The following is a 17483-nucleotide window of genomic DNA, read 5'->3' on the forward strand; positions in this document are numbered from 1 at the left end:
GATGTGTCCTGCACCACACTACGTACTCCGCCGCCTTGTGGCAAGGTCGTGCTGAGATCCGCCGAGGAAGGGACCATGGGGGCCTGATGGCCGAACGCAAGACCGCAGTGCCGCCGAACGGCATCCCGACGCTGGGAGGCATCCCGCGCCAGACGGCGCACGAGCAGGTGCTCGAGCAGCTGCGCGGCGCGATCCTGGGCGGCGCGCTGGCGCCCGGCACGCCCCTGGTGCTCTCGGAGCTGTCCACCCAGCTCGGCGTGAGCCGCACGCCGATCCGCGAGGCCATCCGCGACCTGGCCGGCGAGGGCCTGGTCGACTTCGACTCCTACCGCAGCTCCATGGTCCACGCGCCGACCCTGGCCGAGGCGCAGGAGGTCTACGGCCTCCGCCTGGTCCTCGAGCCCCTCGGGGTCCGGCGGGCGGTGCAGCGGATTTCCGACCCGCAGATCGCGCGCGCCCGGCAGGTCCACGAGACGATGCTCCGCACGAGCGACCTCGGCGCGTGGGTCCAGCTCAACCGCGACTTCCACGCGATCCTGATCGAGCCGGCGGACTCCCCGAGGCTGCTGGCGATCATCACGTCGCTGCGCAACGCCGCCGCGATCCAGGTGTCCCTCTCGCTCCGGGCCGAGGTCTCCCAGCTGGACGAAGCCAACCGTGAGCACGGGCTCATCCTCGACGCCTACGTGCAGCGCGACGCCGACCTCGCGGTGCAGCTGACCGGCAGGCACCTCCGCTCGACGCTCGACGTCGTCGAGGCGTACGAGCGCGGCGCGGGCGCACCCCCGGCGGGCTAGCGCCGGCCGGCTGCTCATCGGACCGGCCGCCAGTCCACGAAGACGCGTTCGGCGAGCCCGGCGCGCTCGATCGCGGCATGCGCCCGGGCGGTCGCCTCGGCGAGCACCTCCTGCTCTGCGGTGAACGAGGTCAGCCGACCGCCGCGCAGCACGACCTTGCCGTCGACCAGCACGGTGTCGACGTCGGTCCCGTGCGCGGAGAACACCAGCGCCGCGATCGCGCGATTGCCGACGGTCGTGTGGGCCCGGCGCAGGTCGAACGCGACGATGTCCGCCTTCTTGCCGACCTCCAGCGAGCCGATCAGGTGGTCCAGGCCCATGGCGCGGGCGCTGCCGATCGTGGCCATCTCGATGACCCGCTCGGCGGTCATGAGCAGCGGATCGTCGTGGGTGACGTTCGCCAGCAGCGCCGCGAACTTCATCTGCTGCACCATGTCCAGCGAGCAGTTCACGTAGGCGCCGTCGCTGCCGAGCCCGACCGTGCACCCGGCGTTCAAGAGCCGGCGCATCGGGGGCAGGCCATCGCAGCTGTAGGCGTTGCTCACCGGGTTGGTGATGACTGCGGCGCCGCAGCGGGCGATGTGGTCCAGCTCGCGCTGCTTGAGATGCAGCGCGTGGACGAAGACCCAGTTGTCGGCCAGCGCGCCGAGGCGCGCGAGGTAGTCGACGTCCCCGCCGCCGGTCTGCTGCTCGAACGCCCGGCCCGACAGCCACGGCGTGCCGGCGGAGCAGTGGTTGGTGATCTTCAAGCCGCGCCGCCGGGCCAGCTCGACGCCGGCGAGGATGATCTCGTCCGATGTCGTGTTGTGCAGCATCCAGTTGGCTCCGGTCTCGATGGCCAGCCCCATGTGGATGAGGCCGCCGGCGCCGTCCCAACGGTCGATGACCGCCTCGGCGATCGCGAGCTCCTGCTCGCGATCGCGGACGTGTGGTCTGGCGGGATAGGCGTCGGAGAACGCCGGTGCCGGCGTGTCGCGCAGCTCCTTGGTGACCAGCTGGCGGATGCCGACGTCGACGACCGGCTCGACCATCGCCTGCATCGAGTTCGCGTCGTTGACGTTGATCACGTGGTTCAGCGAGCACGTCGTGCCGGTGCGGAGCTGCTCGATCGCGCCGAGATACGCCGCAACGCGCAGATCCTCATTGGTCAGTTGCGCCATCAACGGCAGCGTCACCTGGTCGAGCCAGTCCTCCAGCAGCAACCCCTCCCCCGTGTTCTTGAAGAGGCTCGCCCAATGGTGGTTGTGGCCGTTGACGAAGCCGGGCAGCACGAGCATGCCGGCCAGGTCGACGACCTCGGCCCCGGTCTGCTCGGGCAGCTCGTCCATGCTGCCGAGGCCCACGATCCGGTCGTGCTCGATCGCGATCCACCCGCGCTCGATCACCCGGCGGCCGGGGTCGACGGTGACGAGGTGGCCGCCGGTCAGCAGGGTGCGGGTCACCGGGGTCTCCGCCTCGCAAGGGCCTCGGGCGTCAGGCAAGGGTGTAGCCCCCGTCGACGACCAGTCCCGCCCCGACCACGAAGCTCGCCTCCGCGGAGAGGAGGAACCGGATCGCTGCCGCGACCTCCTCGGGCCGCCCGAGCCGGCCGATCGGATGGGCGGCGACGAGGTCGTCGAGGGTCCCCTGCGGTCCGCGGCCGTCCGGGAACGCTCGCTGCAGCAGGGGCGTGTCGACGCCGCCGGGGCAGACCGCGTTGACCCGCACGCCCGACGGCAGGAGCTCGAGGGCCAGGCAGCGGGTGAGGTGCAGGACGGCGGCCTTCGACGCGCAGTAGGCCGAGAACCCCGGGACCGCCGACAGCGCGAGCTGCGAGGCGACGTTGACGATCGCGCCCGCGCCCGACGCGACCAGGGCCGGGATCGCCGCGCGGCTCATGAGGAACACGCCGCGCACGTTCGTGTCGAACACGCGATCCCAGTCCTCCTCGTGCATCGTCGCCAGAGGGGCGACGGCCGACGTGCCGGCGCAGTTGACGAGGGCGTCGAGTCGCCCATATGCCTCGACGGCGGCGGCCACGGCCCGCCCGGCGTCGGCGGCCCTGCCCACGTCGGCCTCGACCGCGATCGCGTCGATGCCCTCGGCCTGAAGCTCGTGGACCGCCTCGGGCAGCGGCGAGCCGGGCAGGCCGGCGAGGACCAGGCGCGCCCCATCACGCCCGAGCGCGAGCGCCGTCGCGAGCCCGATGCCGGACCCGCCGCCGGTGACGAGCGCCACGCTGCCGTCGCCGCGGGTCATGCGCGCTCCGGCGTGACGCCCAACGCGGCCGGCGCCCGCATCCCGCGGACGAAGACCAGCGCGACGACGGTCACCAGGTAGGGCAGCATGGCCAGCAGCTGGTAGGGCACGTGGATCCCCAGCGCCTGCGCGCGGATCTGGAAGGCGTCGGCCGTGGCGAACAGCAGGACGGCGACCATCGTCCCCACGGGGCGCCAGCGGCCGAAGACCACGGCGGCCAGCGCGATGAAGCCGCGCCCGGCGGTCACGTTCTGCGTGAAGGCGCCCAGACCGGCGAGCGTCAGCTGGGCTCCGCCGATGCCCGCCGCCAGGCCGCAGAACAGGAGCGCACCCCAGCGGAGCGCCGTGACGCGCACGCCGAGCGACGCGGCGGACTCGGGGCGCTCGCCGACCGCCTTCAGCGCCAGGCCGAGCGGCGTGCGCTTGAGCACCCAGACGAGCAGCGGCACCATCGCGAAGACGGCGTAGACGCCGATGTCCTGATCGAACAGGGCAGGCCCCGCGATCGGGATGTCGGCGAGCAGCGGGATGCGCAGGTTCGGCATCGTCGCGACCGAGCGCGAGAGGCTCGACCCGAACACGACGGCGATCCCGAACGTCGTCAGCCCGAGGACCAGGACGTTCAGCACGACGCCGGACACGACCTGGTTGGCGCGGAAGACCAGCGAGACGACCCCGTGGACGGCGGCGACGAGCATCCCGCCCGCGGCCGCGGCGAGGAACCCGACGGCGACGCTGCCCGAGACGAAGGCCCCCCAGACGGCGCAGAACGCGCCGGCGAGCATCATGCCCTCCAGCCCGATGTTGATCACGCCGGCGGTCTCGGAGACCAGCTCGCCGAGGGCGGCGTACAGCAGCGGCGCGGCGAGGCCGACGCCGGCCACCAGCAGCAGGGTGAGGAAGTCCTGATGCATCAGGCCCCCACCACCGGGCCGGCGAGGCCGTCGTGCGTCACGGGGCGGTCGGCGGCCTGCGAGCCTTCGAGCATCGCTCGCGCCTCCCGCCGCCGGCCCAGCATCTCGACGATCCCCAGTCCGATGAGCACGAACACGACGGCGAGCCCTTCGGTGATCGGCACGATCGCCGAGGACACCCCCTCGGCGGTGGTCTGCAACCCGGCGCCGCCGGCGTCCAGCGCGCCGAAGAGCAGCGCCGCGCCGACGATGCCGAGCGGGTTGAGCCGGCCGAGCAGCGCGATCGCGATCGCCTCGAAGCCGTAGCCCGGTGAGAAGCCCTCGATCAGCCGACCGCGCGCACCGAGCACCTCGATGCCGCCCGCGAGCCCGGCCAGCGCCCCGCTGGCCGCCATCGCCGCGATGGTGACCCGCCCGACCGAGAGCCCCGCGACGCGCGAGGCGCGATCGTTGGACCCGATCGCGCGCAGCTGCAGGCCGAACACGGTGCGGTTGAGCACAAACGCGACGACGGCCGTGGCGGCGAGCGCGACGAGCACGCCGGCGTTCAGCAGCGTGCCCGACCAGATGATCGGCAGCCGCAGGTCGGTGGGCACGGCGTCCGTCGCGGGGAAGGTCGAGCCGCTGACCAGCCATGGCCCCTCGACGAGGTAGTTCGTCAGGTGGATCGCGACGTAGACGAGCATCAGCGAGGTGATCACCTCGCTGATCCCCCGGCCCGCGCGCAGCGCCCCCGGGATCGCACCCCACGCCGCGCCGGCGGTCGCGGCGGCGACGAGCGCCAGGCCGGCGCCGACGGGGAACGCGATGACGGGCCCGAACAGCGCGACCCCGGCCGCGGCCAGCGCGCCGACGTAGATCTGTCCCTCGGCGCCGACGTTCCAGAGACCGGCGCGCAGCGCCAGGGCGATGCCCAGCGCCGGCAGGAGGCGCGGCAGCGTCTTGATCAGGGTCGTGCTGAGCGCGAAGGTCGAGCCGAAGGCCGCCGAGACCATGCTCCGATAGGCGGCGACGGGATCGCTGCCGTTGGCCGCCAGCAGCACGCCGACGACCACGAGCGCCAGCGCCACGCTCAGCACGGGAACGCCGACGGCGATCAACAGGCCCCGCCGCTTGCGCACGAGCCTCATCGGCCGGCGCCGCCCATCAGGAGCCCGATCTCCTTGGCGTCGGCCTCAGCGGCGTCCACCTCTCCGGCCACCCGGCCGCCCTGCATGACGACGATGCGATCGGCCACCGACAGCAGCTCGTCGAGGTCCATCGACGCCAGCAGCACCGCGGCGCCGGCGTCGCGCTGACGTTCGAGCTCGTCGTGCACCGCCGCCGCCGCGGCGAAGTCGAGGCCCCAGGTGGGGTAGCAGGCGAGCACCACCGACGGCTGGCGCCAGAGCTCACGCGCGATGACGACCTTCTGCTGGTTGCCGCCCGAGAGCGTCGCCACCGCCACGGCCGGACCGGGCGTGCGCACGCCGAAGCGCTCGATCAGCTCCGTGGCATGGTCGCTGACCGCTCCGCGCCGCAGCACCCCGAAGCGGCTGAACGGGCGCTCGCCGGCGACGGGCAGCGTGAGGTTCTCGGCGATCGTCAGGTCGCCGACGAGGCCGCCGCGCCGCCGGTCGGCGGGGATGTGGCCGATGCCCAGGCGGCGCCGGGCGCGGACGCCGAGCGCCCCGATGTCGCGCCGGTTCATCCGGATCGACCCGCCCGTCACGGGGCGCACGCCCGCGAGCGCCTCGACGAGCTCGACCTGGCCGCTGCCCTGCAGGCCCGCCAGGCCGAGGATCTCGCCGCGCCGCACCACGAGCGACACGCCGTCGACCGCGGTCTGACCGCGGTCGCCGCCGACGGAGACGTCGACGGCCTCCAGCACCTCGTCCCCGGCGGCCGCGTGCGGCGCCGGCTGCTGGTCGACGCGCGCGGCGAGCTCGCCGATCATCAGCTCGCCCAGGAGCTCGCGGGTGGCATCGGCCCGGGCGAGCGTGCGGACGTTGCGGCCGCGGCGCAGCACGGTGATCCGGTCGACGACCGCGAGCACCTCGTCGAGCTTGTGCGCGATGAGGATCACGCCCATGCCCTCGCTCGCCAGCCGGCGGATGACGGCGCCGAGCCGCTCGACCTCGTCGGGGGACAGCAGCGACGACGGCTCGTCGAGGATGAGGACGCGCGGCTCGCGGGCCAGCGCCTTGAGCAGCTCTGCGCGCTGCTGCTCGCCCACCGACAGCCGCTCGACGGCGACGTCCGGCTCGACGCCGAGGCCGTACCGGTCCGACAGCTCCCGCACGGTCGCCGCGCCGTCGCGCAGGCTGATGCGCCGCCCGCCGAACCGCAGCGCGAGCACGAGGTTCTCCGCGACCGACAGCGTCGGGATCAGCGAGAAGTGCTGCTGGACGTAGGCGACGCCGAGCGCCATCGCGTCGCGCGGCTCGGCGATCGAGACCTCCTCCCCGCCGAAGACGATGCGGCCGGCATCGGCGCGCTGCAGGCCGTAGAGGATCCCCATCAACGTCGACTTGCCGGCTCCGTTCTCGCCGAGCAGTGCGTGGACCTCGCCGACGCACAGCTCGAACGAGACGGAGTCGTTGGCGAGCACGCCCGGGTAGGCCTTCGTGATGCCCTCGAGGCGGAGCAGCGGCCCCTCGTGCTTCACGTCGCCCACCCGGGATTCGCTCACTTCGGGCAGGAGGTGTCGACCTTGGGCTTCAGCGACCCGTCCACGATCTTCTTCTGCACCCCGAGCGCCTCGTCGTAGATGGGCTTGGGCAGCAGCGCCGTCTTCGAGACCGCCGGTCCGGAGTCGGCCGTCATCGTGTACTGGAACTGCTTGCCGCCGAGCGACCCCTTCTGGGCCTGCGCGGCGAGGTCGGCGAGGAACGTCGCCTGGGTCTTCAGGATCGACGAGGCGATGACGTCCTTGGCCAGCGAGCTGTTGTCCACCCACTCGGTGACCGTCGGCACGTTCTTGGCCTGCGCAGCCTTGAGCAGGCCGAACCAGCCGTTGTTCATGTTGCCGCTCAGCGCGTCGGCGCCGCTGTCGATCATGGCCTGCGAGGCCTGCTGGGCCTTCGTCGGATCCTCGAAGTCCCCGGTGAAGGTCGACTTGACCTTGATCGCCGGGTTGGCGTACTTGGCGCCCTGCTCGAACCCGTGCAGGTTGGCCGCGGTCGGCGGGATGCACAGCGAGCCGACCCACCCGATGGTGCCGCTCTTGGAGAGCTTGGCCGTCACGTACCCGCCGACGAACTCCCAGTCCTGGATGTTCTCGTCCATGGACGAGAGGTTGGTGCCGTTCTTGGCAGTGCTGTTGACGACGAGGAACTGCACCTTCGGGAACTCCGCGGCGACCGTCGTGGCGCCGTCGGTGAACTGCCCGCCCCAGCCGATCACCAGGTCATAGCCCTTGCTGGCGTACTGGCGGTAGACGTCGGCCTGGTTGGGCACGGACACGTTCTGCGTGACCGTCACGTCGGCGCCCAGCTGCTTCTTGATGAGGTCGGCCGATCGCTGGCCATCGGCGTTGTAGCCCTGGTCGGTCGGGCTGCCAGGCAGGAGGACGGCGACCTTCATGCCGCCCGAGGACGTCGACGCGGCCTGCGTCGCCGTCCCGGAGGCCGAGTCGCCGCTCGAGCTCGAGTTGCTTCCGCATCCGGCCATGGCCAGCGCGGCCGCTCCGGCGATTGCCGCGAGCGGGGCTAGGGATCTGCGCACGTCGTTCTCCTCTTTGAGTTGAGGCGCCTAGTGGCGCCAGTGCACGAAGACGCGCTCGGCGATGCCTGCGCGTTCGATGACCTCACGGGCGCGCGCGGTGGCCTCCTCCAGGACCTCGCGCTCGCGGCCGAAGCCGACCAGCTCGCCGCCGTGCAGCCGCAGCTCGCCGTTGATGACCACGGTGTCGACGTCCGTGCCGTGCGCGCCGAACACCAGCGCGCCGACGGGGCGATTCGCGACGGTCACGTGCGCCTTGCGCAGGTCGAAGACCGCGACATCGGCCTTCTTGCCCACCTCGAGGGATCCCACGAGCTGGTCCATGCCCATGGCCTTCGCGGTGTTGATGGTCGCCATCTCGATGACCCGCTCGGCGGTCATGAGCGTCGGGTCCATGTGCGTGACGTTCTGGATGAGCGCGGCGAACTTCATCTGCTCGACCATGTCGGGCGAGCAGTTGACGTACGTGCCGTCGGTCCCGAGGCCCACGTTGACGCCTGCCTCGAACATCTGCTTGAGCGGCGCGATGCCGTCGCAGCTGTAGGCGTTGCTCACCGGGTTGGTGATGACGCTCGCGCCGGCGCGCGCGACGTGGGCGATCTCCCGATCCTTGAGGTGCAGCGAGTGGACCAGCACCCAGTTGTCCACCAGCGCGCCGATCCGCACCAGGTAGTCGACGTCGCCGCCGCCGGTCGCCTGCTCGAACTCCTTGATCGACAGCCACGGCGTGCCGGCGGAGCAGTGGTTGGTGATCTTCAGGTCGCGCCGCTGAGCGAGCGCGACGCCCTCGCGGATGATCTCGTCCGACGTCGCGTTGTGCAGCATCCAATTGGCGCCGGTCTCGATGGCGAGGCCCATGTGGATGAGCCCGCCGGCGCCGTCCCAGCGGTCGATGACCTCCTCGGCGAGCGCGACCTCCTCGTCGCGACCGCGAACGTGGGGGCGCGCCTCGTAGCGGGCCGAGAACGCCGGCTGGGGCGTGTCGCGCAGCTCCTTGGTGACCATCTGACGCACGCCGACCTCGAGCGCCGGCTCGATGATCGCCTGCATCGTCTCGTGGTCGTTGACGTTGACCACGTGGTTGAGCGAGCACGTCGTCCCGGTGCGGATCTGCTCGATCGCGCCGAGGTAGGCGGCGATCCGCAGGTCCTCACGGGACAGCTGCCCCATGAGCGGGATCGTGACCTGGTCGAGCCACGGCTCGAGCAGCAGACCCTCACCCGTGTTCTTGAACAGGCTGCCCCAATGGTGGTTGTGGCCGTTGACGAGACCGGGCGTCACCATCATCCCGTCGAGCGGGATGACGCGGGCCTGGCCGACCTCGCCCATCTCGTCCATCGGGCCGATCCCGGTGATCCGGTCGTCCTCGATGCGGACGAACCCCGACGGGATCACGCGCCGGTCGGGATCGACCGTGACGACGTAGCCGTCGGTCAGCAGCAGGGACGCCATCAGCGGCGCGCCGGCGCGGGCGCCCCGGCCGTGGTCTGCACAAGCGTCTGTGGCGACAACATGGCGCCGGTATACACGTCCATGACCCCGTAGGGCAAGTGCTGACGTGGATTTTGTGGCGCCGGTCGGTATGCGCTCGCCCATCGGTATACACACGGCCGGCCCGAAAGCGGTGTAGGTTTCTTCGTGTGTCCGGACACACGCCGCTTCGAGAGAAGGCCTTCGAGCGCATCAGGGGAGAGCTCCTCGCCGCAGGCCCGCGTGCCTTCGGGGGGCGGCTCGTCGAGCAGCAGCTCGCGGCCGAGCTCGAGATGAGCCGCACGCCGGTGCGGGACGCGCTGCGTCGCCTCGCCGTCATCGGGCTCGTCGAGGAGGCGTCGGGCGGCGGCTACGTCCCACGCCGGGTCCGGGTGCGCGACGTCCGCGAGCAGTTCGACATCCGCCTGCTGCTCGAGCCGAAGGCCGCCGAGCTGGCCGCGGCGCGTCCTGCGGGCGAGATCGACGCGGCGTTTGCCGCGATCGACGCGGCCGGCGCCGACGCGGCCGACGGCTCGGCCTTCCACCTGGCCGTGGCGGACGCCGCGGGCAACGAGGTCCTGACGCGATCCATCGCGACGATCGACGAGCGCTCCTTCGTCCTGCGCGCCGGCGACGCCTGCTCCGCCGCCGAGCGCGGCCGGCTGCGCGCGGGGCATCGCACGATCCTCGCCGCCATTCGCGCCGCGGATCCGGTGGCAGCGCGAACCGCGATGCGCGACCACCTGCTCATGGCCCGCGAGCTCTCGGCGGCGGCGGCGCGAGCGCTGCGCACCGCGGAGGAGCGTCAGGCATGACCAACGACTCGCTGTCGGACCGGGCCTACCAGGAGCTGCGCGCGGCGATCATCGGCGGGCGCATCCTGCCCGGCGAGGCGGTGCTGGAGGTCGAGGTCGGCGCCATGCTGCGGATGAGCCGCACCCCGGTGCGCGAGGCGCTGCTGCACCTCGAGTTGGAGGGATATCTCGTCCGCGACCAGGCCTCCCGGCTCGTGGTGCATCGGCTCTCGGCGCGTGAGGTGGCCGAGACGTTCGTCGTGCGTGAGCTCCTCGAGGGCGAGGCGGCCCGCCTCGCGGCGTCATGCATCTCCGACGAGGAGCTCGCGCGGCTGGGTGAGCTCGTCGCGGCCGACCGGCGGGCCCTGCGGCGGCGCCGCTTCGACGAGCTGGCCGCACTCAACGAGCAGATCCATGGCCTGATCATGATCGCGTCACGCAACCGAACGCTGACCGATCTCCTGCGCCATCTGCGCGGCCGCATCGCGGGACTCGACGCGTTCGCGGTCGGCTCGCTGGACGATCAGCAGCAGTTCGTCGAGGAGCATGCGATGCTCCTCGAGCTGCTCCGCGACGGCGACGCGGACGCGGTGGTCGCGCTGCTCTCCGACCACCTCGGTCGCGCCCGCGACGTGCTGCTCGGAGGCCTCGAGGAGGGCGAGCCCCGATGAGCTTCCGCCTGGCCGCGGTCCAGCCGCGTTCGCACACCGGGGCGCAGGAGGCGCGCAACCTCGACGATGCGCTGCGCTGGATGGAGCGCGCCCACGCCGCGGACGCCGACCTCGTCCTGTTCCCCGAGGGATATCCGGGGCCGACCAACCCGGACAACGACTTCGACGCGCTCGGGCCCCTCAGCGCCAAGGCGGCCGAGCTGAAGCTGCACGTCGTGGCGGGCTGCATCGAGCCGGCGGGCGCCGACACCCATCACGTCGTCCTTCACCTCATCGACGACCGCGGCGTGGCGGCACCGCCCTACCGTCGCACCACCCCGACCGGGCCCTACATCTACCGCGACATCGACGCCTGGGGCTTCGACTATGTCGCGTCCTCCCGCGAGCCCACCGTCTTCGACACGCGGCTCGGGCCCATCGGCCTGCTCGTCTGCAGCGAGGTCTACGTCCCGGAGCTCGCCCGCTCGCTGGCGCTCAAGGGCGCCGAGACGATCCTCTTCCCGGCCGGCGGCGCCATCAACGAGCTCCTGCCCACCTGGCGCACGATGGTGTGGGCGCGGGCGATCGAGAACCTGGTGCACACCGCGGCGGTCCAGAACCTCTATGCCGCCGGCGAGGAGGGCGTCGGCATCGTCGCCGCGCCCGAGCAGGTGCTCGCCCAGTCGGGCGAGGAGGGGATGCTCGTCGCAGACCTCGACCGCGACCGGCTGTCCTTCCTGCGCTCCCGCGACGAGCGCATCGAGTTCCCCAAGCCCTACCGGACGATCCCCGGCGTGCTGCGCTGGCGACGTCCGGAGCTCTACCACGAGCTCGGCCGGCCCGAGCGCAACGAGGAGGCCCGCTGATGCCTGGCACCGTCGACATCCACTCGCACCTGTACCCGCGCTGGTACGTCGACGCGCTCAAGCGCCGCACCACGCCGCCCCGCGTCGTCGGCGATCCGGGCGCGGAGCGCTTCGTCATCTTCGACGGCGAGCACGGCCGGCCGATGGGCGAGGAGTACTGGGACCTCGACGCCAAGCTCGCGTTCATGGCGTCGCACGGCATCGTCCAGACGGTCGCGTCGCTGGGCAATCCGTGGCTCGATCCCTTCGACGGCGACGAGGCGGCCGAGCTCGCCATCGCCGCCAACGAGTACTTCGCCTCCCTCGAGGGCCTGACCGAGGGGCGCATCGTCGGGATGGGCGTGCTGCCCCAGCACGACGTCGACCAGGCGGCGCTGACGGTCGCCGAGATCGCCGGCACGCCCACGCTGTACGGGGCCATCAACGGCTGCCGGCTGTGCGGCCGCGAGCTCGACGACCCGGAGCTCGAGCCGGTCTGGACGGCGCTCGAGGCCACGGGCCTGCCGCTGCTGCTGCACCCGCACTACCTGGTCGGCCGCGAGCAGCTCACGGGCTGGGGGCACGCCTTCCCGGTGGCGCTCGGGTTCACGTTCGAGACCACCGTCGCGGTCTCGCGCCTGATCTTCGCCGGCGTCCTGGAGCGCCATCCCGGACTGCGCCTCGTCGCCTCGCACGGAGGCGGGACGCTGCCGTTCCTCGGCGGCCGGCTGGACGCCGGCTGGCGGTCGGACCCCAGCGTGCGCGAGGCGCTGACCTCGCCGCCGACCAACGACCTGCGCAAGATCTTCTTCGACGCCCTCGTGTACCACGCGCCCGCCGTGCTGGCGGTCCGCGAGCTCGTCGGCGTCGACCAGATGGCGTTCGGCTCGGACCACCCGTTCTCGGTCGCCGATCCCGTCGCGAACCTCGACGCGATCGACGAGGCCCTCGCCCCGGACGAGCGCGACGCCGTGCTGACGGGTTCCGCGCGCCGCTTCTTCGACCTGCCGAAGCTTGACCACCACGACCAGGAGCAAGGACGTTGACCGACAGCACGATCGACCAGCTCACCGACGAGCGCGCCGCCCACTTCGAGCCCTACGGCTGGCACCACTGGCCGGAGCACCCGTGGATGAGCTATCAGTTCCGGCGGGCGCTTGGCGAGACGCAGGAGGGAGGCGGCTCGATCAGCGAGTGCTTCCAGACCGCGAGCCGGATGAAGCCGGGCGACGACGAGAGCTGGCACGAGGAATGGCTCGTGACCGCGGAGCGCAACGACGCGCGCGGCGATGCCGCCGAGGCCGCCGGCAACGTGCAGACCGCGAAGGCCTGCTGGCTGCGGGCGGTCGACAACTACCGCTCGGCCGAGTTCTGGCTCGCCGGCGACGACCCCCGGCGCCTGGCGACGTTCGACAAGTGCGAGGCGAGCTTCCAGAAGGCGGGCCGCTACTTCACGCCACCCGTCGAGCGCGTCGAGATCCCGTACGAGGACGGGGTGCACCTGGCGGGGTACTTCATCCGGGCGCCCTATGACACCGGCCGCCAGCCGGTCCTGATCGCGTTCGGTGGGCTGGACTCCTTCAAGGAGGAGCTCCTGTTCATGGTCGGCAACGGCTCGCTGCGCCGCGGCATCAGCTGCCTGCTCGTCGACGGCCCCGGCCAGGGGGCGACGCTGCGCCGCTTCGGCGTCAACAACCGGTACGACTACGAGGTCCCGGTCGGGCGCTGCATCGACTACCTCGAGACGCGCGACGACGTCGACCCGTCCCGCATCGCGGTCTCGGGGTCGAGCCTCGGCGGCTACTACGCGGCACGGGCCGGCTCCTTCGAGCACCGGCTCGCGGCCGTCGTCTCCCACGGTGCCATCTGGAGCATCCAGGACCTCTGGGGCGGCGCGCCCGAGGATCACGGCTTGGCGGGGCACATCAAGTGGGTGTTCGGCGCGGACTCCATGGCCGCCGCGTTGGAAAAGGCCCGCCCGTTCACGCTCGACGGCGTGCTCGGAGGGATGGAGTGCCCGTACCTCATCGTCCACGGCGGGCATGACGTCCTGGGCGTCACGCAGGCCCAGCGGGTCTACGACGACGCGCGCGCGCGCGGCGTCGACGTCACGCTCAAGCTCATCGGCGAGGAGGAGACCGGGGCCGAGCACTGCCAGCACGACAACCCGACGATCGGGATGGAGTACCTCTGTGACTGGCTCGCCGAGAAGTTCGGCATCGACCAGCGGGCGTTGCTGGAGTCGGCACGCGGGTGAGACGGCTCGACCGCTGCGCCGACGTCCTGGCGGCGCATTTCGCCGCGGGCCGCAACCTGTGCGTCGGGCTCGATCCCGACCCGGCGCGCCTGCCGGCCACGTTGGCGCCGTCGGCCCCGATCGACGAGCGAGTGGTCGCGTTTCACCGCGAGATCATCGACCGCACCGCGGAGATCGCCTGCGCGTTCAAGCCCAACGTCGCGTTCTACGAGGCGCTGGGCGAGGCGGGCGCGCGCGCACTGGCGGCGACCATCCGCGTGGCCAAGGACCGGGCTCCCGACGTGCCGGTGATCCTCGACGCCAAGCGGGCCGACATCGGGTCCACCAACCAGGGCTACGTCGCCGCCGCGTTCGACGTCCTGGGCGCCGACGCGATCACCGTGCACCCCTACCTGGGGCGCGAGGCGCTGCGCCCGTTCCTGGAGCAGGACGACAAGCTGATCTTCGTGCTCGCGCGCACGTCGAACCCCGGGGGCGGCGAGTTCCAGGACCTCGTCGTCTCCGGCGAGCCGCTGTACCGGCGCGTGGCCCGGGCGGTGGCGACCGACTGGAACGACCGGGGCAACTGCGGCGTCGTGGTCGGGGCGACGTTCCCGGACGAGCTGGCCCAGGTCCGGCAGGACATCCCGCCGTCGGTTCCGGCGCTGGTCCCCGGCGTCGGGGCGCAGGGCGGCGACCTGGCCGCGGCGGTTGAGGCTCACCGGCGGTCCGGCAGCGAGGCGTTCCTGATCAGCGTGTCGCGGTCGATCCTGTATGCGAGCAGCGGACCGGACTTCGCCGATGCCGCGGGCGCCGAGGCACAGCGCGTACATGCTGCGCTGCGCGGCGAGCGGGACGCCCCGGCGCGCGGTTGATGTGAGACGAGGCTGACACTGACGGCCGCCGATCCCGGCAGGACGGAGCACGCTGCTGGCCGAGGACTTTAAGAACGGACAGCTGCCGGCCGGAGCCGCGGGGCCGAAGGGCGACACGGGCGCCAAGGCGAGACCGGGGCGGCCGGCGCCAAGGGCGACGCGGAAGCGACCGGGCCGGCGGGCCGCTACCAGCTGACCGTGGTCGGCGACTCCTTCGCCGGGCGATCGTCTGGCAGGAGCTCGCCTGGCGGGTCGACGCTGCGCCTGTACCTATTGCGCGGTGGGCACGGCGCCGCATCCCTCGGGCGCGGGTGCGGCGGCGGCCGCCGCGCCAGGCGGCGGGCTCCAACCCGTCGGGCAGCGCAGCGCCGGCTGCCCCGGGTACGCCACCGTGTAGGACATCATCCAGTAGGGGCAGCCGGTGGCAAGATTCGTCGGGCCGGCGTACCCGTCCGGGCAGCTGGGGCCCGAGACGACCGGATCCGCGGCAGGAGCAGTCGTCGCAGCGGCCGCAGCCACCGGCGCACCGACCGCCAGTGCGGCGACGACGACCGCGAGGCGTCCCTTGAGAACCATGCTGCGCCTCCTGTTCCGGGCGGCCGGGCACGCCACCCGTGAATCGTGGACCGTGAGCTGTCCCGCCCGTCTGCATAGGCATCGTGTCGCGGAGAGGGCGGGGCGCCGCCTGTACCGCGGGACAGTCGTGCCTGTCCCGCCAGCGACAAGAGGCAGGGAAGCACTGCGTCAGTGCGGACTGGGCCGACCGCAGCGTGTTCGCTGGGACGCGCGGCCAGGCTCGGGTGTTGGCCTGCGGCCGCATCCCTTAGGGTGCTGCTCGTGCTCCAACGCGCTGTCTTCCTCACCGTGCTGGCCGGTTGCGCGCTCGCCGCACTGTTGCCCGCTGCCGCCGGCGCCACCACGCACCTCGGCGTCGGCACGGCCACGGTGTACGGGCAACCGGTGCCAGACGCGCTGACCTACCAGGCCGACGACGGCGAGGCGATCCACATCGACCTCTCCCAGACGGCGTCCGAGCTCATCGTCACCTCGGCCAACGCCGTCGGCTTCGACGTTCCCGCGCCATGCACACGCGAGTCGGCGACGGGCGCGCGCTGCCCGCTCAGCACGGTGAAGTCCTTCGTGCTGGTGCAGGGCGGCTGGATGGCCCATCAGTTGTACGTCGTGGCCGATCCTGCCGTCACGGTCAGGATCTTCGCGCATGGTCGCGGAGAATTCGCCGACACGCTGCGCGGTGGGGCCGGCGACGACCGGCTGGATGGCACCGACGCGTTCGCGACCGATCCGGAGGCCGCCGACACGATCGACGGGCGCGCCGGGGACGACATCATCACGGCGGGCGGGCGGCGCGGCGACGGTCGATGGCGGGCCGGGCAGCGACGTCATCACCGCGCGCGACGGCGCGGCGCTCGCGACGATGCGCGGGGGTGACGGGGACGACCGCTTGTACGACGCGGCCGCTGCCGACGGGGGTGCCGGCGACGACGAGATCACTCGCGCGCTCAGCGCGGACGGCGGCGACGGGAACGACACGATCTACGGCGCGCAGAACGGCATCGGCGGCCCGGGCGACGACTTCGTCTCGAGCTCGGCGGTCGGCGGGCCCTCCACGTTGGACGGCGGCCCCGGCGACGACCGCATCGCACTCGGCGGCGCCGGCTCGCTCGCCCACGGCGGCCCCGGCAACGACAGGCTGTATGAGGGCTTCGGTGGCGGCGGCAACCTCACGGCCGTGCTCTACGGCGACGAGGGCGACGACCACCTCGAAGGGGAGTTCGGCGGCGCAACGCTCGACGGCGGCGCCGGCAACGACGAGCTGGTCAACATCTACACGGCCTCGCCCAGCCCGGGCTCGACGGCGTGGCCGGGCAACACCTTCCTCGGCGGGCCCGGCGCCGACACCGTCCGGGTCAAGGATGGTGTCGCCGACCGTGTCGACTGCGGCGCCGACGCCGACATCGTCGCCCACGACGCGATCGACACGATCGCCAACTGCGAGACCGACCTTGACCCCGCTCCGCCGCCGCCGGTGTACAAGGACCCGATCCTGCCTCCCGCGAAGCCCGCGCTCACGTTCCGCGGCGCCCGAACCCTGCGGGTGACCGCAACCAGCACGGTGCGCATCGCGCTCGCCTGCGCGGCCAAGGCGACCTGCACAGGCCACCTCCGCCTGAAGGCGGGCAAGTCGATGCTGGCCGAGGCGAAGTGCAAGCTCAAGGGGACCAAGACGGTCGCGTTGAAGCTGACCAGCTCCACCACGAAGCTCCTGCGCCGCCACGGCAAGCTGAAGGCGACCTTGACGTTCGTTCCGACCGCCAAGGGCACCGCGGCGCCAAAGGCCCGCGCGGTGACGCTCCTACCTGCGCGACGGAGCCGCTGAGGTCCTGGTCACCAGCTGGGGCTCGGAAGCAGAAGCTCCGACCCGGTCCGTACTTCGGTGCACCGGGTCACGCAGCGCCTACCAGGGCTCGGGCCCCGCGTCGCGCGCTGCGTGGACGATCTTGACCAGCTGGCTGAAGCGCGCAAAGCCGGCCTCGTCGAGCTCGATCCCATTCCAGCCGGCGGCCTTGTTGATCTCGCCCTTGTGCAACATCCCGATCTGGACCTTGTAGTTGCCCTTGCGGTCGGGCCCCTTGACGGCGAAGCCGACGACGCTGACGTGGATGCGCTGCCCGAAGTCGGCCTGGTCGGAGAGGACCTCGAAGACCCGCCCTTCGAGCCGCAGGATCAGGTGCTCGACCTGCATCTCGTACACCACGTCACACCTCCGGGCCAGAGGGCCGCGGTGGCCCAGGGATCCGCGACCCTACGCGGCGCTGAGGCGGCGCCGACGCCGGCGCAACGCCAGCGCTTCCTCCGGGATGAACACGTCGAGGTTGACATGTCGGCGTGTAGCGGCCCTCCGTCGCCGGCGTGGCACGCAGGTCTCGCCACCCGACCCGAC

General features: G+C 72.2%; 18 protein-coding genes. 9 read left to right on the forward strand and 9 right to left on the reverse strand.

Annotation, left to right across the window (positions count from 1 at the left end):
• Positions 1 to 86: 86 nt before the first annotated feature.
• The gene (locus VK501_RS16930) at positions 87 to 797 is read left to right on the forward strand and encodes a GntR family transcriptional regulator (protein WP_324339369.1); all 711 of its coding nucleotides are present in this window, start codon (positions 87 to 89) and stop codon (positions 795 to 797) included.
• Positions 798 to 811: 14 nt separating this feature from the next.
• Here the strand turns inward: VK501_RS16930 and VK501_RS16935 are convergent, their stop codons facing one another.
• From VK501_RS16935 to VK501_RS16965, 7 genes are read right to left on the reverse strand one after another with little or no spacing between them, the layout of a single operon-like run.
• The gene (locus VK501_RS16935) at positions 812 to 2239 is read right to left on the reverse strand and encodes an amidohydrolase family protein (protein ID WP_324339371.1); all 1428 of its coding nucleotides are present in this window, start codon (positions 2237 to 2239) and stop codon (positions 812 to 814) included.
• A 31-nt stretch (positions 2240 to 2270) separates the two neighbouring features.
• Positions 2271 to 3035, reverse strand: a complete 765-nt coding sequence (locus tag VK501_RS16940) for an SDR family oxidoreductase (RefSeq protein ID WP_324339373.1) — start codon at positions 3033 to 3035, stop codon at positions 2271 to 2273.
• The gene (locus VK501_RS16945) at positions 3032 to 3949 is read right to left on the reverse strand and encodes an ABC transporter permease (protein WP_324339375.1); all 918 of its coding nucleotides are present in this window, start codon (positions 3947 to 3949) and stop codon (positions 3032 to 3034) included. Before VK501_RS16945 ends, VK501_RS16940 begins: the two co-directional genes overlap by 4 nt.
• Entirely contained in the window at positions 3949 to 5079 is a 1131-nt protein-coding gene (locus VK501_RS16950; RefSeq protein ID WP_324339377.1) for an ABC transporter permease, read from the reverse strand. The genes VK501_RS16945 and VK501_RS16950 overlap by 1 nt, the downstream gene beginning before the upstream one ends.
• Positions 5076 to 6620, reverse strand: coding sequence for an ABC transporter ATP-binding protein (locus VK501_RS16955; protein WP_324339379.1), 1545 nt, complete (start codon positions 6618 to 6620; stop codon positions 5076 to 5078). Before VK501_RS16955 ends, VK501_RS16950 begins: the two co-directional genes overlap by 4 nt.
• Positions 6617 to 7654, reverse strand: a complete 1038-nt coding sequence (locus VK501_RS16960) for a BMP family protein (protein ID WP_324339381.1) — start codon at positions 7652 to 7654, stop codon at positions 6617 to 6619. The genes VK501_RS16955 and VK501_RS16960 overlap by 4 nt, the downstream gene beginning before the upstream one ends.
• A 27-nt stretch (positions 7655 to 7681) precedes the next feature.
• Positions 7682 to 9103 (reverse strand): amidohydrolase family protein, encoded by a 1422-nt coding sequence (locus tag VK501_RS16965; protein ID WP_324339383.1) that lies wholly within the window; start codon positions 9101 to 9103, stop codon positions 7682 to 7684.
• Positions 9104 to 9291: 188 nt separating this feature from the next.
• Between VK501_RS16965 and VK501_RS16970 the strand changes: the two genes are divergently transcribed.
• From VK501_RS16970 to pyrF, 6 genes are read left to right on the forward strand one after another with little or no spacing between them, the layout of a single operon-like run.
• The gene (locus tag VK501_RS16970) at positions 9292 to 9936 is read left to right on the forward strand and encodes a GntR family transcriptional regulator (protein ID WP_324339385.1); all 645 of its coding nucleotides are present in this window, start codon (positions 9292 to 9294) and stop codon (positions 9934 to 9936) included.
• On the forward strand, positions 9933 to 10586 hold the full coding sequence (locus VK501_RS16975) for a GntR family transcriptional regulator (RefSeq protein ID WP_324339387.1): 654 nt from the start codon (positions 9933 to 9935) through the stop codon (positions 10584 to 10586). The genes VK501_RS16970 and VK501_RS16975 overlap by 4 nt, the downstream gene beginning before the upstream one ends.
• Positions 10583 to 11431, forward strand: coding sequence for a carbon-nitrogen hydrolase family protein (locus VK501_RS16980; protein ID WP_324339389.1), 849 nt, complete (start codon positions 10583 to 10585; stop codon positions 11429 to 11431). Before VK501_RS16975 ends, VK501_RS16980 begins: the two co-directional genes overlap by 4 nt.
• Positions 11431 to 12456, forward strand: coding sequence for an amidohydrolase family protein (locus VK501_RS16985; RefSeq protein WP_324339390.1), 1026 nt, complete (start codon positions 11431 to 11433; stop codon positions 12454 to 12456). Before VK501_RS16980 ends, VK501_RS16985 begins: the two co-directional genes overlap by 1 nt.
• The gene (locus tag VK501_RS16990) at positions 12453 to 13667 is read left to right on the forward strand and encodes an alpha/beta hydrolase family protein (protein WP_324339392.1); all 1215 of its coding nucleotides are present in this window, start codon (positions 12453 to 12455) and stop codon (positions 13665 to 13667) included. The genes VK501_RS16985 and VK501_RS16990 overlap by 4 nt, the downstream gene beginning before the upstream one ends.
• A complete protein-coding gene (gene pyrF, locus VK501_RS16995; RefSeq protein WP_324339394.1) occupies positions 13664 to 14521 on the forward strand; it encodes an orotidine-5'-phosphate decarboxylase in 858 nt (285 codons plus the stop codon). Before VK501_RS16990 ends, pyrF begins: the two co-directional genes overlap by 4 nt.
• A gap of 270 nt (positions 14522 to 14791) precedes the next feature.
• Here the strand turns inward: pyrF and VK501_RS17000 are convergent, their stop codons facing one another.
• On the reverse strand, positions 14792 to 15097 hold the full coding sequence (locus tag VK501_RS17000) for a hypothetical protein (RefSeq protein ID WP_324339396.1): 306 nt from the start codon (positions 15095 to 15097) through the stop codon (positions 14792 to 14794).
• A 261-nt stretch (positions 15098 to 15358) separates the two neighbouring features.
• Here VK501_RS17000 and VK501_RS17005 point away from each other — a divergent pair, with 261 nt between their 5' ends.
• Complete coding sequence (locus VK501_RS17005; RefSeq protein ID WP_324339398.1) at positions 15359 to 15970, forward strand: hypothetical protein; 612 nt, start codon at positions 15359 to 15361, stop codon at positions 15968 to 15970.
• A complete protein-coding gene (locus VK501_RS17010) occupies positions 15957 to 16919 on the forward strand; it encodes a calcium-binding protein (protein ID WP_324339400.1) in 963 nt (320 codons plus the stop codon). Before VK501_RS17005 ends, VK501_RS17010 begins: the two co-directional genes overlap by 14 nt.
• Before the next feature lie 78 nt (positions 16920 to 16997).
• On the opposite strand, the gene VK501_RS17015 is transcribed toward VK501_RS17010, so the two are convergent.
• Complete coding sequence (locus tag VK501_RS17015; protein ID WP_324339402.1) at positions 16998 to 17294, reverse strand: hypothetical protein; 297 nt, start codon at positions 17292 to 17294, stop codon at positions 16998 to 17000.
• Positions 17295 to 17483: the final 189 nt, after the last annotated feature.

Source organism: Baekduia sp. (assembly GCF_035318805.1).
In the GTDB taxonomy this organism is placed as follows: domain Bacteria; phylum Actinomycetota; class Thermoleophilia; order Solirubrobacterales; family Solirubrobacteraceae; genus Baekduia.